Below are 19503 nucleotides of genomic sequence, written 5' to 3'. Positions count from 1 at the left end.
CTTTGTGTTGGTAAAACAAGGGCAATATGAATATTAATTGTAGTCGTTGCCCGAAGGACAATTATTGCTAATTGTCTCGCAAATTTTTGTGTAGTAACGAAGTGCGAGATACCAAAGGGGCGTTATATTAATTCAAGCAAGGCTTATCGTCACCTGTTAAAAAAACAACAACGTATTATAAAATACTATTTTTTTTATTGTTGCTTAATATTGTGTTTTCTCTTTGCATTTACAAGAGAGGCTCCCACTTTAAAACGGGATGGATAGCCCATTATTTTAGCAAAAAATTGCACAAAAATTAATCCTTTTAAAACAGTAAATTTATCTGGCCTGTCAAAATGGTATCAAAATCGTCTTGTAAAAAAGGCAAAATAGCATCGGCGATAGGTTTTATCTGTTTCAGAACATAGTGCTCATAGTCAGGTTTAGCTGTAATAATCTCAAGGGGTTCAGGACCTGCAAGCGTGATGATATAGCTTATCCAACCGCCATTTTGATATTGTTGGGGACGCTGTTGTGCCAAGTTATACTCATCTGCCTTGCGGGCGGCTTTGACATGTGGTGGTACATTACGTTGATAGTCAGATAGTTTGCGGCGTAACCGTTTACGGTAAATGAGACGTTTATCATAGTCGCCATGACGAATAGACTGTACATATTCGCGGATAAACTCACGATAGGGCTGACGATGAAAGATACGTGTATAGAGCTCTTTTTGAAAATATTGCGCTAAAGGTGTCCAATCGGAACGGATTGTCTCTAATCCGCGAAACACCATGTTATCGCCACTGAGTCCAGCATATCGCTTTTTACTGCCAGAGTCTGACCCTCGAATAGTTGGCATTAAAAAACGTCGATAATGCGTTTCGAATTCAAGTTCAAGAACCCCATTCAATTGCCATTCATCACGTAAATGTTCCTTCCACCAATTATTCACGTAATCACGGAGTTCAAAGCCAATTTGTTGTGCTTGCTCTTGTGTATGCGACTTTTTTAGCCACACAAAGGTTGAGTCAGTATCGCCATAAATGACTTGGTAGCCTTTTTCCTCAATTAACTGCTTAGTGATTTTCATGATTTCATGGCCACGCATCGTAATGGATGCGGTAAGGCGAGGATCAAAAAAGCGACATCCTTCAGCGCCTAACACCCCCGCAAAGGCATTCATAATGATTTTTAACGCTTGCGATAATGGCGCATTATTTTGTTGTTTCGCTTTATCTCGTCCTTGCCATATATGGCTAACAATATCAGGTAAGCAGTGAACGGTACGTGAAAACCATGCATCACGAAAACCGCTGACAGACGCGTGTTGATTCGGGGAGGCAAGTCCTTCAACCATGCCTGCGGGGTCGATTAAAAAGGTGCGAATAATGGATGGATACAAGCTTTTATAATCAAGAACTAAAACCGAGTCATATAAACCAGGTTGAGAATCCATCACAAAACCACCGGGATTATGCTGTAATTTTTGTTCGGTAAGATTTGGTGCGACAAACCCTAGCCGATGCAGACGCGGGATATATAAATGTGAAAATGCAGCGACAGAGCCACCCATTCGATCAACGGCAAGTCCTGTGACGGTGGAACGCTCTTGCAAGAAAGCCATTAAATCTGTTTTCTCAAAAATGCGATGGACTAAAATACAGTCTTGAATGTTATAGTGTGCAAGCGCTGGTTTATCATGATGAAACCGCCGATTGATTTCATCCATGCGGTCATAAGGACTATCGATTGCTTTTCCTTCCCCCAGCAATTCTTGTGCAACAAATTCTAAACTGAATGAAGCGAAATTCCACGTGGCAGCTTTGAGAGCATCAATCCCATCGATAATTAGCCTCCCTTCAGCAGAGGAAAAAAATACACCTTGTTTAAAGCCATGTTCACGCCATTCTAACTTTTTTCCTTGGCGCCCAAACAACAGTGGGACGCCGTAGCGCTCGGCATGTTTGTGTAATATGTTTAAATCAAATTGAATGAGATTCCAGCCGATAATGGCGTCAGGATCAGACTGTTGTAGCCATTGATTGAGCTTTTCCAGTAATTGAGGGCGACTATTCACATAGACTAGCCGGTGCTCTTGAGTGAGTGCAGCTCCTTGCTCAGGCCCTAGCATAAACACGACATTATCACCGCAGCCTGAAAGCCCAATGGAGTATAGCTCGCCATGTTGACTGGTTTCGATATCGAGAGAAACAGCTTTAATTGAGGGGCGATAACTTTCACAAGGTTTAAGGTGATATTCACCATATTGATTTTGTGAAAACCAGACTGGCGCAGTGATAAAACGTTCCATGAGATAGCGCTCGCAAGGGCGAATATCCGCTTCTAGCAGTTTTACGCCCAGCTCTTGGCAATGCTTATCGAGGTTTTGTAACTGGCGGTATTGATGGCAATAGATTGCGCACACTTTTTCACGATGAAAATCGCGCAGTTCGACGGGGCGATATGTCAAATTAGCTTGCTTGTCTAACCAAGGTTGTATTGTGGGGAGCGATGAAATAGGAATAAATGCGATGGCTTGTTGGATAGGTACAGTGACCTTGCGAGCGCCATGATCAGTCAGCAGCCAATAGCTGACTTCAACCCCTTGGCGGGTATCTTTCCAATGACGGCTGAGAATAAAGCCTTTTTCAGCAGGAGACATAAATTGAGGCATAGAGAGGCTCGCGTCAACAATTAACGAACCTACTATACGATATAGGTGGGGTTTTATACAGTATTTTTTGTAATACCCAGTAATTCTGACGCGGGATTGCTCCCTGATAATAATGTCTTGGTGCTACCATCGTACGCAATAGCGCCATCATGAATGATCATTGTTCTAGGTGCTATTTGTAAGGCATCTTCTATATTATGCGACACCATTACCAGTGTTATGGCTTTAGATAGGCAAATTTCATCGAGTAGTAACAACATCTCATTACGTAAGGCGGGATCGAGGGCAGAAAATGGTTCGTCTAGCAACAAGATAGGCTGTTGGCGGATTAAACAACGTGCTAATGCGGCTCGTTGGCGCTGACCTCCTGATAACTGAGCCGGTAATCTATCTAAAAATTCATCAAGGCTGACCTGAGCTGCGATCAATTCGACTTGTTGTACCTGTTGTTGATTTAACCGTAAACCGGGGTGTAGCCCTAATCCAATGTTTTGCCTAACACTCAAATGAGCAAAGAGATTATTTTCCTGAAATAACATGGATACAGGGCGTTTCGCTGGGGGCGTATAGGTATGATCCTCTCCATTTAATAGAATGGCGCCACTTTTTGCTAATTGAAAGCCGCTAATGAGGCTTAACAATGTGCTTTTTCCTGCACCACTAGGCCCCATTATGGCAACTCGCTCGCCTGCTTGTATGGAAAAATTAAACTGCATATTCAGGCTATCATATTGATAATCAATTTTATTTAACTCTATCATGATCTTTTCCTGATATACGTTCGAGTAGGCTAAACAAAGCAAAACAGATTAAAAGTAGCAACATAGCGGTAACGGCACCATCATTTGTTCGATAAGCCCCTATTTGTTGATACAGGTAATAGGGTAGGGTGCGAAAATCTTCATTGCCAAATAGTGCCACCACACCAAAGTCACCAATAGAAATGACACAAGCAAAGGCAAGGGCTTGAGATAGTGGTTTCTTTAAGGCTTTCAATTCAATGATACGTAATCGATGAACACCGCTAATACCCAATGAATGGCAAAGTGGATTATAACGCTCTGCGAGGTCTCGCATAGGATTTTCCAATACTTTTAGTGCATAAGGGATAGCCAGTAACGCATTGGTCATTATCACTAACGCATACGGGGAGTCAGGTAGGCCGATTGTTTCATTAAATAGAATAAAAAAACCGGTGGCGAGGACAATTCCCGGCATCGCTAAAATCAATAATCCACTAAGCTCCATTGCCTGTCCTAGCTTGATTGCACGGCGTAAACGAAGTTCACGGCTGCTCCAGAGCAGCATCATTGTGAGTAAAACACACAGTAGGCCAGCACATAAGGCGATAAATAGTGATGTAGCAGCGGCTTGCCAAAGCGCGGATTGACTGAGAACATCAAGTAGACGCCCGTTTAAACCATCAACGATAATCGCTAAGAGCGGTGGCACAAGAAATAAAATAGCCGCAATAATCACAATGGCGTCACGTATGCGACGGAAATTATTATCTGAAGGATCATACCATTGAGCATGCTGACTATGGCCTATTGAAAATAGGCTGTTTATCTTTTGGCTCAGAAACATTAAACCGACACAAAAGGTAAGCTGGATTAGAGCAAGAATGGCTGCACGTCCAAGGTCAAAGTCGTAGTTTAAGGCTTGATAAATCGCAAGCTCGATAGTTGTTGCTGCTGGCCCTCCGCCAAGAGCCAGTACAGTAGCAAAACTGGCGAAGCAGAGCATAAAAATAAGTGCTGCGGTAGGCAACATCTGCCTACGCAAGTAAGGCCACTCTAAAAGACGAAACTGTTGCCATTCATTTAGGCCTAGTTGTGCGGCGATTTGACGTTGTTCTATCGATATACTCTCAAGTGATTGCAACAACATACGCGTCGCGAGTGGCATATTAAAGAAAATATGCGCGAGCAGTATGCCTTGAAGGCCATAGGGGGTGAAATGATATTCAAGGCCAACATATTGAAATACGAGAGCAAGCCAACCTGTTTTTCCGTAAATAGATAAAATACCAAACACAGCCACAAGCACGGGTAAAACGAGCGTCATAGCACAAAGACGTAATAACAGGGTCCTACCTAAAAACCTACGCCGATAAAGCGCTCTAGCAAGTATAATCGCGGGAAGAACAGAAAATAGGGCAGAGAGAAAAGCTTGCCAAAAAGTAAATCCAATGACATGCCATAAATAGCTGTCGTTAAAAATGTCGTTAACGGAGATGACGGGCGAAAAAATCCAAAGTGCACCAAAAGCCAATAGTGCAACCGTGACTAATAAACCGGAGGCTAACGCCCCCGGAATCAGCGATAAATTAATTAACGGCTGACGGCGGATTGCCATAACCGGATCCATGATTGACGTTCTTTAGCTACCTCTTGAGCACTAAACTGTAATGATTTTTTAGGCATAGGAAGAACCTTGTATACGTCAGGTAGCGGTATATCAATCACGGGATACATCCAATTGGTGGTGGGTAAGGTACTTTGAAATTCAGGGGTTAACATAAAGGCTAAGAATTGCTTAGCTAGCTCAGGTTGAGAACTTGTCTTTAATCTTGCCGCAACTTCAATTTGCATGTAATGCCCTTCATCGAAGAGGGCTGCGGCATAGTTATCTTTATTATCATTAAGGATCTGATAGCCGGGTGATGATGTATAGCTAAGGACAAAATCCCCTTCACCTTTTAAAAACAAGCCATAGGATTCGCTCCAACCTTTTGTCACGGTAAGGGTTTTGCTAGCCATTTTTTGCCATGCATCTGCTGACTTATCACCATAAAGTTTTTCAATCCACAACATTAAACCGAGGCCCGGTGTGCTTGTGCGTGGATCTTGATAGATAATTTTCCAAGGTTGTGTGCTATCTAATAATTCACTCATACTCTTGGGGGGATTTTTGATTTTGTTGGTGTCATAGATAAAAGCAAAATAACCATAGTCATAAGGAATAAACGTGGTGTTATCCCACGCTATGGGTAATTTCATGGTATCGGTGTTGATATCTGCGGGTGCGAATAAACCCGTCTCTTCAGCGGAAACAATAAGATTATTATCGAGGCCTAATACAATATCAGCTTTCGTTTTTTTCCCTTCCATGCGTAAGCGATTGAGGAGGGCTACACCATCTCCAAGTGACATAAGTTTGAGTTCACAACCACATTGTGCTTCAAAATTCTTTTTAATTTGTGGCCCAGGCCCCCACTCGGCAGCAAAAGAATCATAGGTATAAACAGTTAATGTTGGTTTTTCTGCCCATGCAAAATGGGCCAAACTGAGTGTTGTGAATGCCAACAAAGAGCGAAAGAGTGAATTTTTTAACATTTTATTTCCTGCGTTAGAGAGAAAACTACACAGGATTTGAGAAGGCACCTTAGCAATATTATGCTGCTGGTAGCTCAAATCCCTACGCCGGCATTGCCCGGATCAGGTTCTACGGGTTAATTCTCAGCCTAAATAACCATTTCGGCACCCCGTTGAGACAGAGGCTATTGTAGTGTCTTTGCTCATATCTGCAAACTCTATTGATATAGGTTTACCAGTTTGGGTATGTGTGAAACAATTAGCCATCTTTCAAATTTGGTTATTGAGGTAGTCTGGTGATCGATGATGATGGCTACCGCCCGAATGTAGGAATTGTAATTTGTAATCGGCAAGGGCAAGTTTTATGGGCTCGCCGTTATGGTCAACATTCATGGCAATTCCCTCAGGGGGGAATAAACCCAGGGGAATCGCCAGAACAGGCTATGTACCGTGAACTGTACGAAGAAGTTGGCCTACAACGAAAAGATGTTAGGTTATTGGCTTCAACTCGCAATTGGTTGCGTTACAAATTACCCAAGCGTTTGGTGCGTTGGGACACAAAACCTGTTTGTATTGGGCAGAAACAGCGTTGGTTTTTACTACAACTTCAATGCAATGAAGCAGATATAAACGTTCAGCGCAGTAAATCGCCAGAATTTGATGGCTGGCGATGGGTCAGTTATTGGTACCCTGTAAGACAAGTGGTCTCTTTTAAACGGGAAGTGTATCGCCGCGTCATGAAAGAGTTTGCACCCGTTGTAATGTCATTACAGGAACAAAAACCGGCACAGAGACCTGCGTTTACTCACCGTAGACGCGGGGCGAGATAAAATCATGTTGACGCGTCTACGTGATATTGTTGAAAAAGTAGCAATGGCGACAAGCTTAACCGAGGCGTTAGAAGTCTTAGTTAACGAAACTTGTTATGCGATGCAGACGGATGTTTGTTCCATTTATTTGGCCGACCATTCGCGCCAGTGCTATTACTTAATGGCAACCCGCGGGTTGAGAAAACCTAGCGGTGTTGCTATTCGCCTTGGATTTGATGAAGGGGTAGTGGGGGCGGTTGGACGCCAATCTGAAATGCTAAACCTCGCTGATATCCGCGAACATCCCGAATTTAAATACCTTCCCCAATTAAAAGAAGAGCGACTAAAAGCCTTTTTAGGTGTGCCTATTGTCTACCGTCGTCAGCTATTAGGTGTTTTAGTTGTTCAGCAGCACGAGCGGCGTTTTTTCAGTGAAACTGAAGAATCATTCATGGTGACACTGTCAATGCAACTGGCGGTTATCTTATCACAAGCTCAGGCTAAAGGCGTGTTTGGTCAGTATAGGCAGAGCCGTATTAAAGCAATTCCTGTTTCTCAAGGGATTGTGATGGCTTATGGCTGGCAAGATAGTTCACAGCCTTCATTTGACAGTATTTGTGAGGCCAGTGCATTAGACCAAAATGATGAAAAACAGCGTCTCATTACCGCTATCGAAAATGCAGCATCTGAGTGTCGACGTATTAGTAAACGCTTTATTGCTCATTCTCAAAAAGAAAGTGCGGCAATTTTCGATTTATATAACCATTTATTGCATGATCCTCAACTGAAAAATAGGCTGTTTTCCGCTATAGAACAAGGCTTTGTCGCTGAGTGGGCGGTGAAGACAGTTATTGAGGATTATGTTGAGCAATTCTCTCGTTTACGTGACCTCTACCTACGAGAAAGAGGAGCCGACCTTCGTGCATTAGGCCAACGCTTATTATTCCATCTAGATGATAGTTTATCTTCAATAGATCAATGGCCAGAACGCTTTATCCTCGTGGCCGATGAGCTAAGTGCTAGCCTATTGGCAGAAATGCCTTTAGAGCAGTTGGCTGGGGTGATCGTTCGTGATGGTGCGACACATTCTCACTCCGCTATTTTGATCCGCGCGATGGGGATCCCTGCAATCATGGGAGCAGATATTGATCCATCCCTATTGCATAACCGCTTTTTGATCCTTGATGGCTATCGAGGAGAAGTTTTTATTGAACCTGAAAATATTATTACTCAGGAATATAAGCAAATCATCGCAGAAGAGGATGTGCTTAGCCGTTTAGCGGAAGGTGCCCTTGAGCAAGAATCTGTGCTGAAAAACGGTGAATCAGTTCATATTCACCTAAATGCAGGATTAAGCCCCCGTTATGAGCAACAAATTAATGTGGCAGTTGATGGTGTTGGGCTGTATCGGACGGAATTGCCTTTTATGCTGCACAATGGTTTTCCATCAGAAGATGAGCAGAAACTGTTGTATCAAGAAATCTTGCACTTGTTTGCAGATAAACCGGTGGTACTCAGGACGTTGGATATCGGTGCAGATAAGCAATTGCCTTATATGCCTATCAGTGAAGAAAACCCCTGTTTAGGTTGGCGTGGTATACGCGTTATGTTGGATCAACCCGAAATTTTCTTGATCCAATTAAGAGCGATGCTACATGCAAACGTGTTAACAAAAAACTTGCGCATACTGCTGCCGATGATCACCAGTATCAATGAAGTCGATGAAGCTATTGCATTGATTAACAGAGCAAAAGAGGAAGTCAGCTTAGCGATCGGCCAAACGGTACAAACACCTAAAATTGGCGTAATGTTTGAAGTTCCTTCTTTACTGTTTTTGCTTCCTGAGTTAAAAGAACGAGTAGACTTTATTTCAATTGGTACAAATGACCTGACTCAGTATTTGCTTGCCGTAGACCGCAATAACACGCATGTGGCTGCTATCTATGACAGCCTTCATCCCGCAATGCTCCGCTTTTTAGCTAAAGTTTATGAAGAGTGTCATCGTCTTGATTTGCCGGTGAGTGTGTGTGGTGAAATGGCAGGACAGCCTTTAGGTGTGATAGCGTTGATTGCTTTGGGGTATCGTTCTTTAAGTATGAGTGGAAGAAGTGTACCGAGAGTTAAGTACCTTATCCGTGGGCTACAGTCTGATATGGTCGAAAAATTAGTTCCTGATATCTTAAAGGCTGAGACAAGCGAGAACATCAGGTTGATCATTAGCCAATTTATGGAAAAAAACGGGCTTGGTGGTTTTGCCCGAGGTGGGATCTAATCAGCCTTATTCACCTGCGTATGAGCTGTGCTATGATGCGCAATGATTTTAGATTAACAAATAAAGTGGGGAACGATGAGTAACAGCTACTTAGCATTTCCGGAAATTGATCCCGTAATGTTCTCGATTGGGCCAGTATCGCTTCACTGGTATGGGTTTATGTATCTTGTAGGGTTTGTTTTTGCTTTATGGCTGGCAGGTCGTCGCGCAAATAAACCTAACAGTGGTTGGACAAAAAATGAAGTTGAGAACTTACTCTACGTTGGCTTCGTAGGTGTATTTGTTGGTGGAAGACTCGGTTATGTCTTCTTCTATAATCTCCCTGTCTTCCTTGATGACCCACTTTATTTATTTAAAGTTTGGGATGGCGGCATGTCCTTCCATGGTGGTTTGATTGGTGTGATCTGTGCAATGTTATGGTTTGCACACCGTACTCGCCGCCGTTTTTTACAAGTTTCTGATTTTGTTGCACCGTTAATTCCTTTTGGCCTTGGAATGGGGCGGATCGGTAACTTCATTAATGGTGAGTTATGGGGACGTGTGACACTTGATACACCGTGGGCTTTCTTATTCCCTCATTCGCGCAGTGAAGATATTCAGCTTGCGGCACAAGACCCTTCATTGCTACCTACTTTAGAGCAATATGGTGTGCTTCCACGGCATCCTTCCCAACTTTATGAGATGTTTTTAGAAGGTATTGTTCTGTTCCTGATCCTGAACCTATTTGTGCGCAAACCTCGTCCTATGGGGAGTGTGTCAGGTTTATTTTTAATTGGTTACGGCGCATTCCGGATTATTGTTGAATTCTTTAGGCAGCCAGATGCGCAATTAGGTCTATTTGGCGGTATTAGTATGGGACAAATTCTATCCATACCAATGATCATAATTGGTATCTTAATGATTATTTGGGCATACAAATACGGTAAAAATATTCCAGCGCATAAGCCAGAAAAAGTAGAGCAAGCCAGTAAATAAAGGTTGCTTTGCCATACTCAAGTTATCGAGTGGTTGAAAATGTTTATGCATGTTTACCCCATTCTTGAGTATGTTTTGCGTGGCTTACATTGCCATTTAGCTAGGGGCTGATGAGTTAAAGCATTATAAATACAATAAGGTAACGGATGTTGATGACATTTGTTATCTCGCGAGTAAGAGAGTCACTATGAAGCAGTATCTTGAGTTATGTCAGCGTATCATTGACGAAGGGCAGTGGGTTGAAAATAAACGTACGGGAGTACGTTGTTTAACCGTGATCAATGCCGACTTAGAATATGATGTCGCGAATAACCTGTTTCCATTAATCACAACCCGTAAAAGCTTTTATAAAGCAGCGATTGCTGAATTATTAGGTTATTTACGTGGCTATGATAACGCTGCACAATTTCGTGAAATTGGTTGTAATACATGGAATGCCAATGCCAATGAAAACCAAGCTTGGTTAAGTAATCCTCATCGTAAAGGGGAGGATGATATGGGGCGTGTGTACGGTGTTCAAGGACGCTCTTGGCAACGTCCTGATGGCACACACCTCGATCAACTTAAAAAGGTGGTGAACAACCTAAAAAATGGCATTGACGACCGAGCGGAAATTATTACCTTTTATAATCCTGGTGAATTTGAAATGGGGTGTTTGCGTCCTTGCATGCACACCCATACATTTTCTTTATTAGGTGATACTCTCCATTTGACCTCTTACCAACGTAGCTGTGATGTGCCGCTTGGTTTGAACTTTAACCAAGTACAGTGTTTTGTACTATTGGCACTCATGGCGAGAATTACGGGTCATAAAGCGGGTAAGGCTTATCATAAAATTGTGAATGCACATATTTATGAAAACCAATTGCCACTAATGCGTGATGTACAGCTAAAGCGTGAGCCTTTCCCTTTGCCTTCATTGCTGATAAACCCTCAAATTAAAACATTAGAAGATATTGAAACTTGGGTGAGCACAGATGACTTCACGATTGAAGGCTATCAATGTCACGAAGCTATCAAATACCCCTTTACGGTATAACGCAGTTTAAACTGATTTAAGAGAGCTAAGGCGATGGTCATTCCTACCGTGCCTTAGCTTTTTTTATCGCATTTCTAACGCACTTCATGCTCTTTTCTTTAACTTGTTCTGCTTGTTACGAAGCGCTACCTAAAATGGCTGAAAATGATTGCCAGTTTTACATTTTATTGCGAAGCATCGCGTAACTTAGTCGTTTGGGGCTATTTTTATGCCGTCTTGCTATCCATAGTAAACACTCATTTTGCAAAGGACATTGCAGCAATATATGGATATTGAAATAGAAAAACATAACAAAGGCTTCACGCTTATTGAGATGTTAGTGGTGATGTTCATTTGCTCTGTAGCATTGCTACCCGCTTTATATAGCTGGCAACAACAACAGAAAAAATTACAGTTAGTTGATGCCGCTCGGCAAGTGAGCGTATTTATTTATCGCCATTTCATGGAGGGTATTTATTTAAATCAGCACCGTGTTTTATTCATTGATACCACACAAGGGGATTGGAAGCTTACCTTTAAAGAAGCCACAAACCAGAGGCAAATAGCGGTATTAGCATCGACTCCGTATGCAGGTGTTGAAATACAATCTGTAAGTCGTTTATCTGTCGATTTCTATGGTAAACAAGGAACAAGTCGTGCTTTTAGTCTCAAGCTAAAAAATAATTTTGGGCAGATAACCATTGTTCTGTCAGCTTTAGGGCGCTTGAGACATTGTAGCAATAACAAAATCGTAGGCATTCCTCGTTGCTAGGGTTTTTCAATGAATATAAATAAGCAGCAAGGGTTTTCATTAATAGAGGTATTGCTCGCAATGGCAATCAGCAGTTTGGTTTGTATTGCGGCAACGGCCGTTTTTCCTCGTCTATTTAAACAAACTCACCAGTCGTATATTCAATACGAGATTGACAGGGAGATCAGACAAGTGCTTATTAATATGGAAAAGGATTTTAGACGAATTGGGTACTGTAGTAGCGCCTCATGCCAAGGTGAGGCAATGAAAATTGATGCGAAATTTTTAAGTCATCATCCTAATTCATGCATTATTTTTGCTTACGACCAAAACTTATCGGGTTCATGGCGGCCTGTTAGAGCGAGAAGCAAAGAGTCTGATTTTTTTGGTTATCGATTAAATGGTCACAAATTGGAGTCGAATCGAAATGTGGAAGATTGTGACGGTAAACGATGGCAATCCTTGTTTGATCCTTTAAGGATTAGCGTGAATTCATTGCGATTTAATTGGCATGAAGCGGAGTCAATACTTGAAATGTATTTAAGCGTTGAAAGCCCCAATTTACCTAATAAACGTTTTCACTATAAAACAGCTGTTTTGTTGAGAAATCTGTGATGCGTCTAGGCGGCAACCAAACAGGCAGTATCGCTTTGGTGATGGTAATGATATTGATGACGATGGGGCTGTTGTTGTTAAAGGCATTACACATTTATCAAGAAAATGCACGTGATGAGTTTTTTCGTGAAAAGAAATATATAGAAGCTTTCAATCTGGCGGAATCAGCGCTGGCATGGGGGTTGCAACAATCTTGGCGCTTAAGCACCTATCGGGGGGCGACTTGGCAATGTCAGTCCATGCCAATACAGGGAGGAACAAGCTGCATTAAACATTATAAAGGAGGGCAATTTGTTTTATTAGGCCGAGGAGAATATCAAGGACGATATCATGTCACCGTTTATCGCTGGGTAGCTGCGATTCCAAAATCGCAAAAAATTCGGCCACGCATAAAAGGTTGGATTGATTATTGCCCTGTTACACAAAAAGGATTTTGTTGATGAAAGCTCTCTATGATAAGCAGCGAGGTTTTATATTAATAGAATCAATGGTTTCTGTGGTCGTTTTTGCTATCCTGTTAATGGCGTTATTAAGCTATAATCAACACATAGCCTTAAATTTCAATTGGATATATCATCATTCGCTCGTATTTCGAGTGTTGCAAAATAATTTAGAGCGTCAAGCGGTGCTGATGGAGCCACAGCTTGAAAATACAGAGTTTATTTCTCCCGATTGGCAGATAAACTTACAGACTCTCTCAGTGTCTGAGAGTTGTAGTGATACAACAATCATGCTATCAACGGCTAAGCAATCATTTTCTCTAAACCGCTGGTTTTGTAGAACAGGAGATAACAATGTTTCAGGTTTATCATTCTAATCAATTAGAGCTACTAAAGGAGTTAATAGCTCATTTAATGGAGAATGAACCGCTTTCTCATCCGTTCGCACAAGAAATCATCTTGGTACAAAGCCCCGGTATGTCTCAATGGCTTCAGATAGAATTAGCAAAACGTTTTGGTATTGCTGCGAATATTCATTACCCTTTACCTGCAACTTTTATTTGGGATATGTTTCGGCGGGTGTTGCCTGATATTCCGAAAGAAAGTGCTTATACCAAGCAAGCAATGACATGGAAGTTAATGAAAATTTTACCTACGGTGATTGATGAGGATGACTTTGAGCCGTTACGTCATTACCTTGAGCATGACTTAGATAAAAGAAAGTTACACCAGCTTGCAGGGAGAGTAGCAGACTTATTTGACCAATATTTAGTTTATCGGCCTCAATGGATTGAAAAATGGCAGCAAAATGAGCTTATTGATGGTTTAGGGGTAAACCAATTATGGCAAAAACGATTATGGTTGCAGTTGGTCGATTATACTCAATCACTGGGTCAATCACCGTGGCATCGAGCTAACCTGTATCAGAGTTTTATTGATAAGTTATCTAACAGTCAAAATCTACATAATGTGCTGCCAAAACGTATTTTTATTTGTGGTATATCTTCATTACCCCCCGTTTATCTGCAAGCATTAAGTGCCATCGCGGAACACACGGATATTCACCTCATGTTTACCAATCCCTGTCGTTATTATTGGGGGGATATTCACAGCCATTCTTTTTTGGCAAAGCTACAGAAAAGAAAATTACGTCATTATATTGATAAGAATGAAATATCGCGTTTTAAAATAGAGGAGCATGCACAAGAACTGTTCAATGACGAGGGGGAGCAAGAATTAGCTAATCCATTACTTGCCTCATGGGGAAAATTAGGGCGAGATAACCTCTACTTTATTTCGCAAATTGATAGTGCAAATGAGATTTCAGCATTTGTCGATACGAACCGCAATAGCCTGCTAGAGAATTTGCAGCAAGACATTTTAGACCTCGAAAACCACGCTCAGCTTGGAACAGATTTAAGGGCTTATAGTACTAGTATCGGTAAGCGAGTTTTAGCACTCTCTGATCAGTCTGTTACTTTCCACTCTTGTCATAGCGCACAAAGGGAAGTGGAAGTATTGCAAGATAAATTATTGGCGTTATTTGAACAAGATCCCACTTTAACGCCGAGAGATGTCATTGTGATGGTTTCAGATATTGATAGTTATACCCCCTTCATACAAGCGGTTTTTGGAAATACCGCGACTAAGCGATATATCCCTTTTTCTATATCTGATAGAAAAGCCTTGCAGGCTCACCCCATTTTGCAGGCATTCATACTCTTGTTAGACCTGCCACAAAGCCGTTTCTCTACAGAGCAAGTCCTGACGTTACTGGAAGTTTCGGCTTTTGCTGAACGCTTTGATATAGATGAAAGTGAGCTAGGGTTACTACGCCGTTGGGTGAATGAATCAGGCATTCGCTGGGGGTTAGATGATGATAATGTGCGTGCATTATCACTGCCTGTTATAGGGCAAAATACGTGGCAGTTCGGATTAAGTCGAATGTTACTAGGCTATGCGATGGACAGTCGATATGGCCCTTGGAATGGTGTTCTACCTTACGATGAATGTAGTGGTTTAGCCGCACAGTTAGCGGGCAAACTGGCTTTACTGGTTAGCACATTAAAAGAGTGGCGAACGTTATTAGCAACGGAAAGAACACTTGATGAATGGCAAGATATTTGCCAGCAACTCATTGAGAGTTTCTTTCAAACGGATAGTGAGACAGAGTTAGTACTCACTCTTGTGACAGAGCAATGGCATAAGATACTGCAAAATGCCATAAACTCAGGCTACGATGAGCAAATATCTTTACGTTTAATTCGAGATGAGTTGGCGGTGTGCTTTGATGATGAAAAAATTAGTCAGCGTTTTCTGGCCGGGTCAGTTAATTTTTGTACTTTAATGCCAATGCGGTCGGTACCTTTCAAAGTGGTTTGTTTGCTAGGGATGAATGATGGTATCTATCCAAGAAGTATTCCGCCACTAGGGTTTGATTTAATGGCAGAAAAGCCTGCTAGAGGAGACAGAAAACGTAGAGATGATGACCGCTATTTATTTCTAGAAGCGTTGAACTCAGCAGCCAAACAGCTTTATATCAGTTACATCGGTTTATCAATACAGGATAATCAAGTTTGTAATCCATCGGTGTTAGTGACTGAATTGTTGGACTACATTTGTCAGAGTTTTTGCCTACAAGGCGATGACAAACTGAATATTGATGAAAGTGCGTTAAGGCTTAAAAAACATCTTGTATTTCAACATAACAGAGTTCCGTTTGCTAAAGAAAACTTTATGGCTAATTCACCATATCAAAGCTTTGCTAGTGAGTGGTTACCCGCAGCAGAAACAGTGCTGCAAGAGGGAAAGCCATTTATCTATGAGCTAGATGAACGTGAAAGAGTGACAGATATCTCTATTGAACAGTTATTACGTTTTTATCGGCATCCTATTCGCGCGTTCTTCCAACAGCGCTTAAAAGTTCATTTCACAATTGAAGAAACAGAATTACCAGAAGATGAGCCATTTCTTTTGGACAAATTGCAGCGTTATAAAATGAATGAACGGATTTTGGCGCTGTTAATCAAAGATGAAAATCCGCAGCCTTTATATCAAGCGCTAAAAGCTTCAGGGCAACTGCCAGCGAAACAGTTTGGTCAATTGTATTGGGAGCAACAAATTAACGATATAGCGCCTTTAGCGGAAAAAATAAAACAACAAAATGTCCAACCAACTGATTATGTTATTGATCTTCAAATTAATGGCATCAAAATAAGCGGAGTGTTAAGAAATGCCCATGAGAAGGGAATACTCAGATATCGGCCCGCTTATTTAACAGCACACGATGGTGTTCAGTTATGGATAGAACATCTGTTATTTCATTTAGCGATTAACGAAGGTGAAAGCGTTGCCTTGGGTCGAGAGAATAGCATTTGGCATTTTTCTAGTGTAAAACAAAGTGATGCGAAGAATTACTTAGAGCAGCTAATCGCTGGCTACTGTAAAGGGTTAAACACACCTTTATTATTACTGAACCAGAGTGGTTGGAACTGGCTGTCAGCTTGTTTTGATAAAAAGACAAAGCAGTATGACTTTGCTTCTGAAGAGATCCAACAAAAAGCGTTGTCTATTTTAATGCAGAGCCTTCAGGGGTCTTCGATGAAAAGAGGTGAAATGGAAGATGACTATGTCTTACGTATCTGTAGGAATATCGACCAACATTTAATTCAGGCGCTGTTAGAGAATACTCAGCGTTACCTTCTGCCAATGGCAGAACATTTAAAATAAAAAAGGAGAGCATTAAAGGATGCTACGTTTATCCAAAAGTATCGCTCAATTTTTCTTATTGTTAACCTTAATGGTTTGGGGGGCGACGGTTATCGCTCAGCCCCTTTGGCAAGTTTTGCCTGAAACTATCAATAAGAGTGAAAATGATCCAAGAACTTATCAAGCCATTAAGCTGAATAATGGGATGATCGTTTTATTGGTTTCAGATCCAAAAGCGACAAAATCATTAGCCGCGGTGTCGATTCCTGTTGGGAGCTTAGAAAACCCAGACAGCCAGCTAGGTTTAGCTCATTATTTGGAGCACATGGTATTAATGGGTTCTAAAAAATACCCAGAGCCAAGCAGCTTATCTGAATTTTTACAAAAACATGGTGGTAGCCATAATGCTAGCACTGCTGCACATCGCACCGCGTATTATTTAGAAGTTGAAAATAGTGCACTCAAAGAGGCAACTGATAGGTTGGCTGATGCATTAGCTGAACCATTACTTGATCCCACAAATGCGGATAGAGAGCGCAATGCGGTCAATGCTGAGCTAACAATGGCGCGTTCTCGAGATGGAATGCGTTTATGGCAAGTTCGTTCAGAAACATTGAATCCTAAACATCCAAATTCTCGTTTTTCTGGTGGAAATTTAGAAACACTAAAAGATAAGCCGAACAGCAAATTACAAACTGAGTTAGTCGATTTTTATAAAAAGTATTACTCAGCAAATTTAATGAATGGGGTGCTTTATGGTGACCAATCGATTGAATCATTAGCAAAGATAGCCGCAGACACTTTCGGGCGTATTCCTGATCATAAGGTGACGGCTCCTTCAACAGAGGTGCCAGCTGTTACTGATAATGAAAAAGGAATTGTTATTCATTATGTGCCAGCTCAGCCTCAAAAAGCCATTCAGCTTGAATTTAGTATCAAAAATAATATGGCTGATTTCCGGAGCAAAAGTGATGAATATATTGGCTATCTAATTGGCAATCGTAGTCCTGGTACACTTGCTGATTGGTTAATATCGCAAGGGCTTGCGGAAGGGATCAGTGCATCATCGCTTCCGAACGCGGACCGTAATTATGGCTCTTTCTCCATCTATATTACGTTAACGGACAAAGGTCTGGCTGAGCGTGATGAAATTATTGCGGCTGTTTTTTCTTATATTGATTTGCTGAAAAAACAAGGTGTTAATAAAAATTATTTTGATGAAATAGCGAATGTACTAAATCTTTCGTTCCGCTATGGTTCTATTGTTCGGGACATGAACTACATTGAGTGGTTATCTGACCAAATGATCAATGTTCCTGTGAACCACGTACTGGATTCCGATTATATTGCCGATAAATATGATCCTGCGGCTATAAAAGCTCGCTTATCTGAGCTGACCGCTAAGGATGCTAGAATTTGGTTTATTAGCCCAGAAGAGCCCCATAATAAAAAAGCTTATTTTGTTGATGCACCTTATCAAGTCGATAAGATTACAGCTCAACAGTTAGCTAAATGGGAGCAGCTTGAATCTAAAATGAAATTTAGATTACCGGAGCTAAATCCCTATATACCAGATAATTTGTCTTTAATTAAAGTGGATAAGGAATATAAACATCCCGAATTAGTGTACCAAGATCAGAATACCCGTGTTCTGTATATGCCAAGTCAGTACTTTGCGGATGAACCTAAAGCAACCATTAATTTATTGCTGAAAACTAAAGTTGGTGAGCAGGACGCTAAATCTCAAGTCACAGGCGCCTTACTGCAATATATTGCCTCTTTAAAAATGGATGAACTGCAATATCAAGCCTCAGTGGCGGGGATGTCTGTTTCTGTCTCACAAGGGTTAGGTTTACAGTTTAATGCAAGTGGTTATACACAGCATTTGCCTGAGCTGTTTTTATCCATGACTAAGCTTTATCTTAGCTTTGAACCCACTGATAGGGAATTAGCTCAAGCCAAATCTTGGTATCAAGAGCAAATTAAAGTCGCTAATAACGCTAAAGCTTATGAGTTAGCGATGCAACCTTTGCGTCGAATTGATACTGTACCTTATTTCGAGCAAGAAGCGCGGTTAGCAGTACTGGATGATATTTCGCTAAAAGATCTTACCGATTATCGTACTAAAGTTGTGGACAGTGCCGCACTACAAGCCATGGTAATTGGTAATTTGACTTCAGAGCAAAGCATAAAAGTCATTCAAGATGCACAGGCATTACTGAAGAGCAAAGGTACCAACTGGTGGCGGGGTGATATTGTTGCCATTGATCAAGCCTATTTGGCTGATTTCCATCGACAAGCTCAAAGCTCGGATAGCGCATTAGCAGAGATCTTTATTCCTGAAGGCTATAGCCGTATTGAGGGGGCTGTTCTCTCGGGATTACTATCCAATATCATTCAGCCATGGTTTTATGACCAGCTCAGAACGAATGAGCAACTTGGCTATGCTGTTTTTGCTTTCAAAGTCGGTATCGGCGATCAGTGGGGTATTGGTTTCTTATTACAAAGTAATGCGCAAACGCCAGCTTATCTCAATACTCGTTATCAAGAGTTTTATAATGCAGCGTTTGATAAATTGAAAAAATTACCGGCTCAAGAGTTTGAACAGTATAAACAATCACTTATTACTCAAATGAAACAGCCTCCTCAAACTTTCTATGAGGAAGTAGGACGCTATTCATCGGATTTTAGTCGTAATATTTTTACTTTTGATACTCGCGATAAGGTTCTGGCGCTTTTTGAAAAAGCAACTCAGCAACAGGTTATTGATTATTATCAGCGTGCTGTTATGAAACGTCAGGGATTGGCATTAGCCTCTCAAGTCATTGGTCAAAACGTGAATGAGAAAACGGGCTATGCGCCATTAAAAGGCTGGGTGTTTTATCCTAACGCTTCAGAATTTCAAAAGATTTTACCTATTAAGGATGATTTACAGTGAG

14 protein-coding genes and 1 riboswitch are annotated in these 19503 nt (G+C 41.4%); of the genes, 10 read left to right on the top strand and 4 right to left on the bottom strand.

The genetic code is table 11. The annotated features are described in order from the left end of the window. Positions 1-307: 307 nt before the first annotated feature. From M1F03_RS15040 to thiB, 4 genes are read right to left on the bottom strand one after another with little or no spacing between them, the layout of a single operon-like run. Positions 308-2659, bottom strand: coding sequence for a DNA polymerase II (locus M1F03_RS15040; RefSeq protein ID WP_251464627.1), 2352 nt, complete (start codon positions 2657-2659; stop codon positions 308-310). 53 nt (positions 2660-2712) lie between these two features. Beyond that, entirely contained in the window at positions 2713-3420 is a 708-nt protein-coding gene (gene thiQ / locus M1F03_RS15035) for a thiamine ABC transporter ATP-binding protein ThiQ (protein WP_163862871.1), read from the bottom strand. Then, entirely contained in the window at positions 3404-5017 is a 1614-nt protein-coding gene (gene thiP, locus M1F03_RS15030) for a thiamine/thiamine pyrophosphate ABC transporter permease ThiP (RefSeq protein ID WP_154622522.1), read from the bottom strand. The genes thiQ and thiP overlap by 17 nt, the downstream gene beginning before the upstream one ends. After that, positions 4993-5997, bottom strand: coding sequence for a thiamine ABC transporter substrate binding subunit (thiB, locus tag M1F03_RS15025; protein ID WP_251464626.1), 1005 nt, complete (start codon positions 5995-5997; stop codon positions 4993-4995). The genes thiP and thiB overlap by 25 nt, the downstream gene beginning before the upstream one ends. Positions 5998-6058: 61 nt before the next feature. Beyond that, positions 6059-6159, bottom strand: a riboswitch (TPP riboswitch). Between the two features lie 113 nt (positions 6160-6272). Here thiB and rppH point away from each other — a divergent pair. The 10 genes from rppH to ptrA all read left to right on the top strand — a co-directional run bounded on the left by rppH (position 6273) and on the right by ptrA (position 19502). Continuing rightward, positions 6273-6806, top strand: a complete 534-nt coding sequence (gene rppH, locus M1F03_RS15020; RefSeq protein ID WP_163862869.1) for an RNA pyrophosphohydrolase — start codon at positions 6273-6275, stop codon at positions 6804-6806. Positions 6807-6810: 4 nt separating this feature from the next. After that, positions 6811-9057 (top strand): phosphoenolpyruvate--protein phosphotransferase, encoded by a 2247-nt coding sequence (gene ptsP / locus M1F03_RS15015; RefSeq protein ID WP_154622506.1) that lies wholly within the window; start codon positions 6811-6813, stop codon positions 9055-9057. 75 nt (positions 9058-9132) lie between these two features. Next, on the top strand, positions 9133-10032 hold the full coding sequence (lgt, locus tag M1F03_RS15010) for a prolipoprotein diacylglyceryl transferase (RefSeq protein WP_154622505.1): 900 nt from the start codon (positions 9133-9135) through the stop codon (positions 10030-10032). Positions 10033-10219: 187 nt separating this feature from the next. Then, the gene (locus M1F03_RS15005; protein ID WP_154622504.1) at positions 10220-11071 is read left to right on the top strand and encodes a thymidylate synthase; all 852 of its coding nucleotides are present in this window, start codon (positions 10220-10222) and stop codon (positions 11069-11071) included. Positions 11072-11336: 265 nt separating this feature from the next. Then, a complete protein-coding gene (locus tag M1F03_RS15000) occupies positions 11337-11822 on the top strand; it encodes a prepilin-type N-terminal cleavage/methylation domain-containing protein (protein WP_154622503.1) in 486 nt (161 codons plus the stop codon). A gap of 9 nt (positions 11823-11831) precedes the next feature. Continuing rightward, positions 11832-12416: a prepilin peptidase-dependent protein gene (locus M1F03_RS14995; protein WP_154622502.1), complete on the top strand. Its 585-nt coding sequence runs from the start codon at positions 11832-11834 to the stop codon at positions 12414-12416. Further along, positions 12416-12856 carry a YgdB family protein gene (locus M1F03_RS14990; RefSeq protein ID WP_154622521.1) on the top strand — a complete coding sequence of 147 codons (441 nt, stop codon included), beginning with the start codon at positions 12416-12418 and terminating at the stop codon, positions 12854-12856. The genes M1F03_RS14995 and M1F03_RS14990 overlap by 1 nt, the downstream gene beginning before the upstream one ends. Then, entirely contained in the window at positions 12856-13233 is a 378-nt protein-coding gene (locus M1F03_RS14985; protein ID WP_251464625.1) for a prepilin-type N-terminal cleavage/methylation domain-containing protein, read from the top strand. The genes M1F03_RS14990 and M1F03_RS14985 overlap by 1 nt, the downstream gene beginning before the upstream one ends. After that, entirely contained in the window at positions 13211-16585 is a 3375-nt protein-coding gene (gene recC / locus M1F03_RS14980; RefSeq protein WP_251464624.1) for an exodeoxyribonuclease V subunit gamma, read from the top strand. Before M1F03_RS14985 ends, recC begins: the two co-directional genes overlap by 23 nt. A gap of 19 nt (positions 16586-16604) precedes the next feature. Next, entirely contained in the window at positions 16605-19502 is a 2898-nt protein-coding gene (gene ptrA / locus M1F03_RS14975; RefSeq protein WP_251464623.1) for a pitrilysin, read from the top strand. Position 19503 lies beyond the last annotated feature (1 nt).

The sequence above is a fragment of the Providencia sp. PROV080 genome, assembly GCF_033688105.1.
In the GTDB taxonomy this organism is placed as follows: domain Bacteria; phylum Pseudomonadota; class Gammaproteobacteria; order Enterobacterales; family Enterobacteriaceae; genus Providencia; species Providencia zhejiangensis.
Note: the sequence above shows the minus strand (reverse complement) of the source record. Positions and strands in the feature narration are given on the sequence as shown.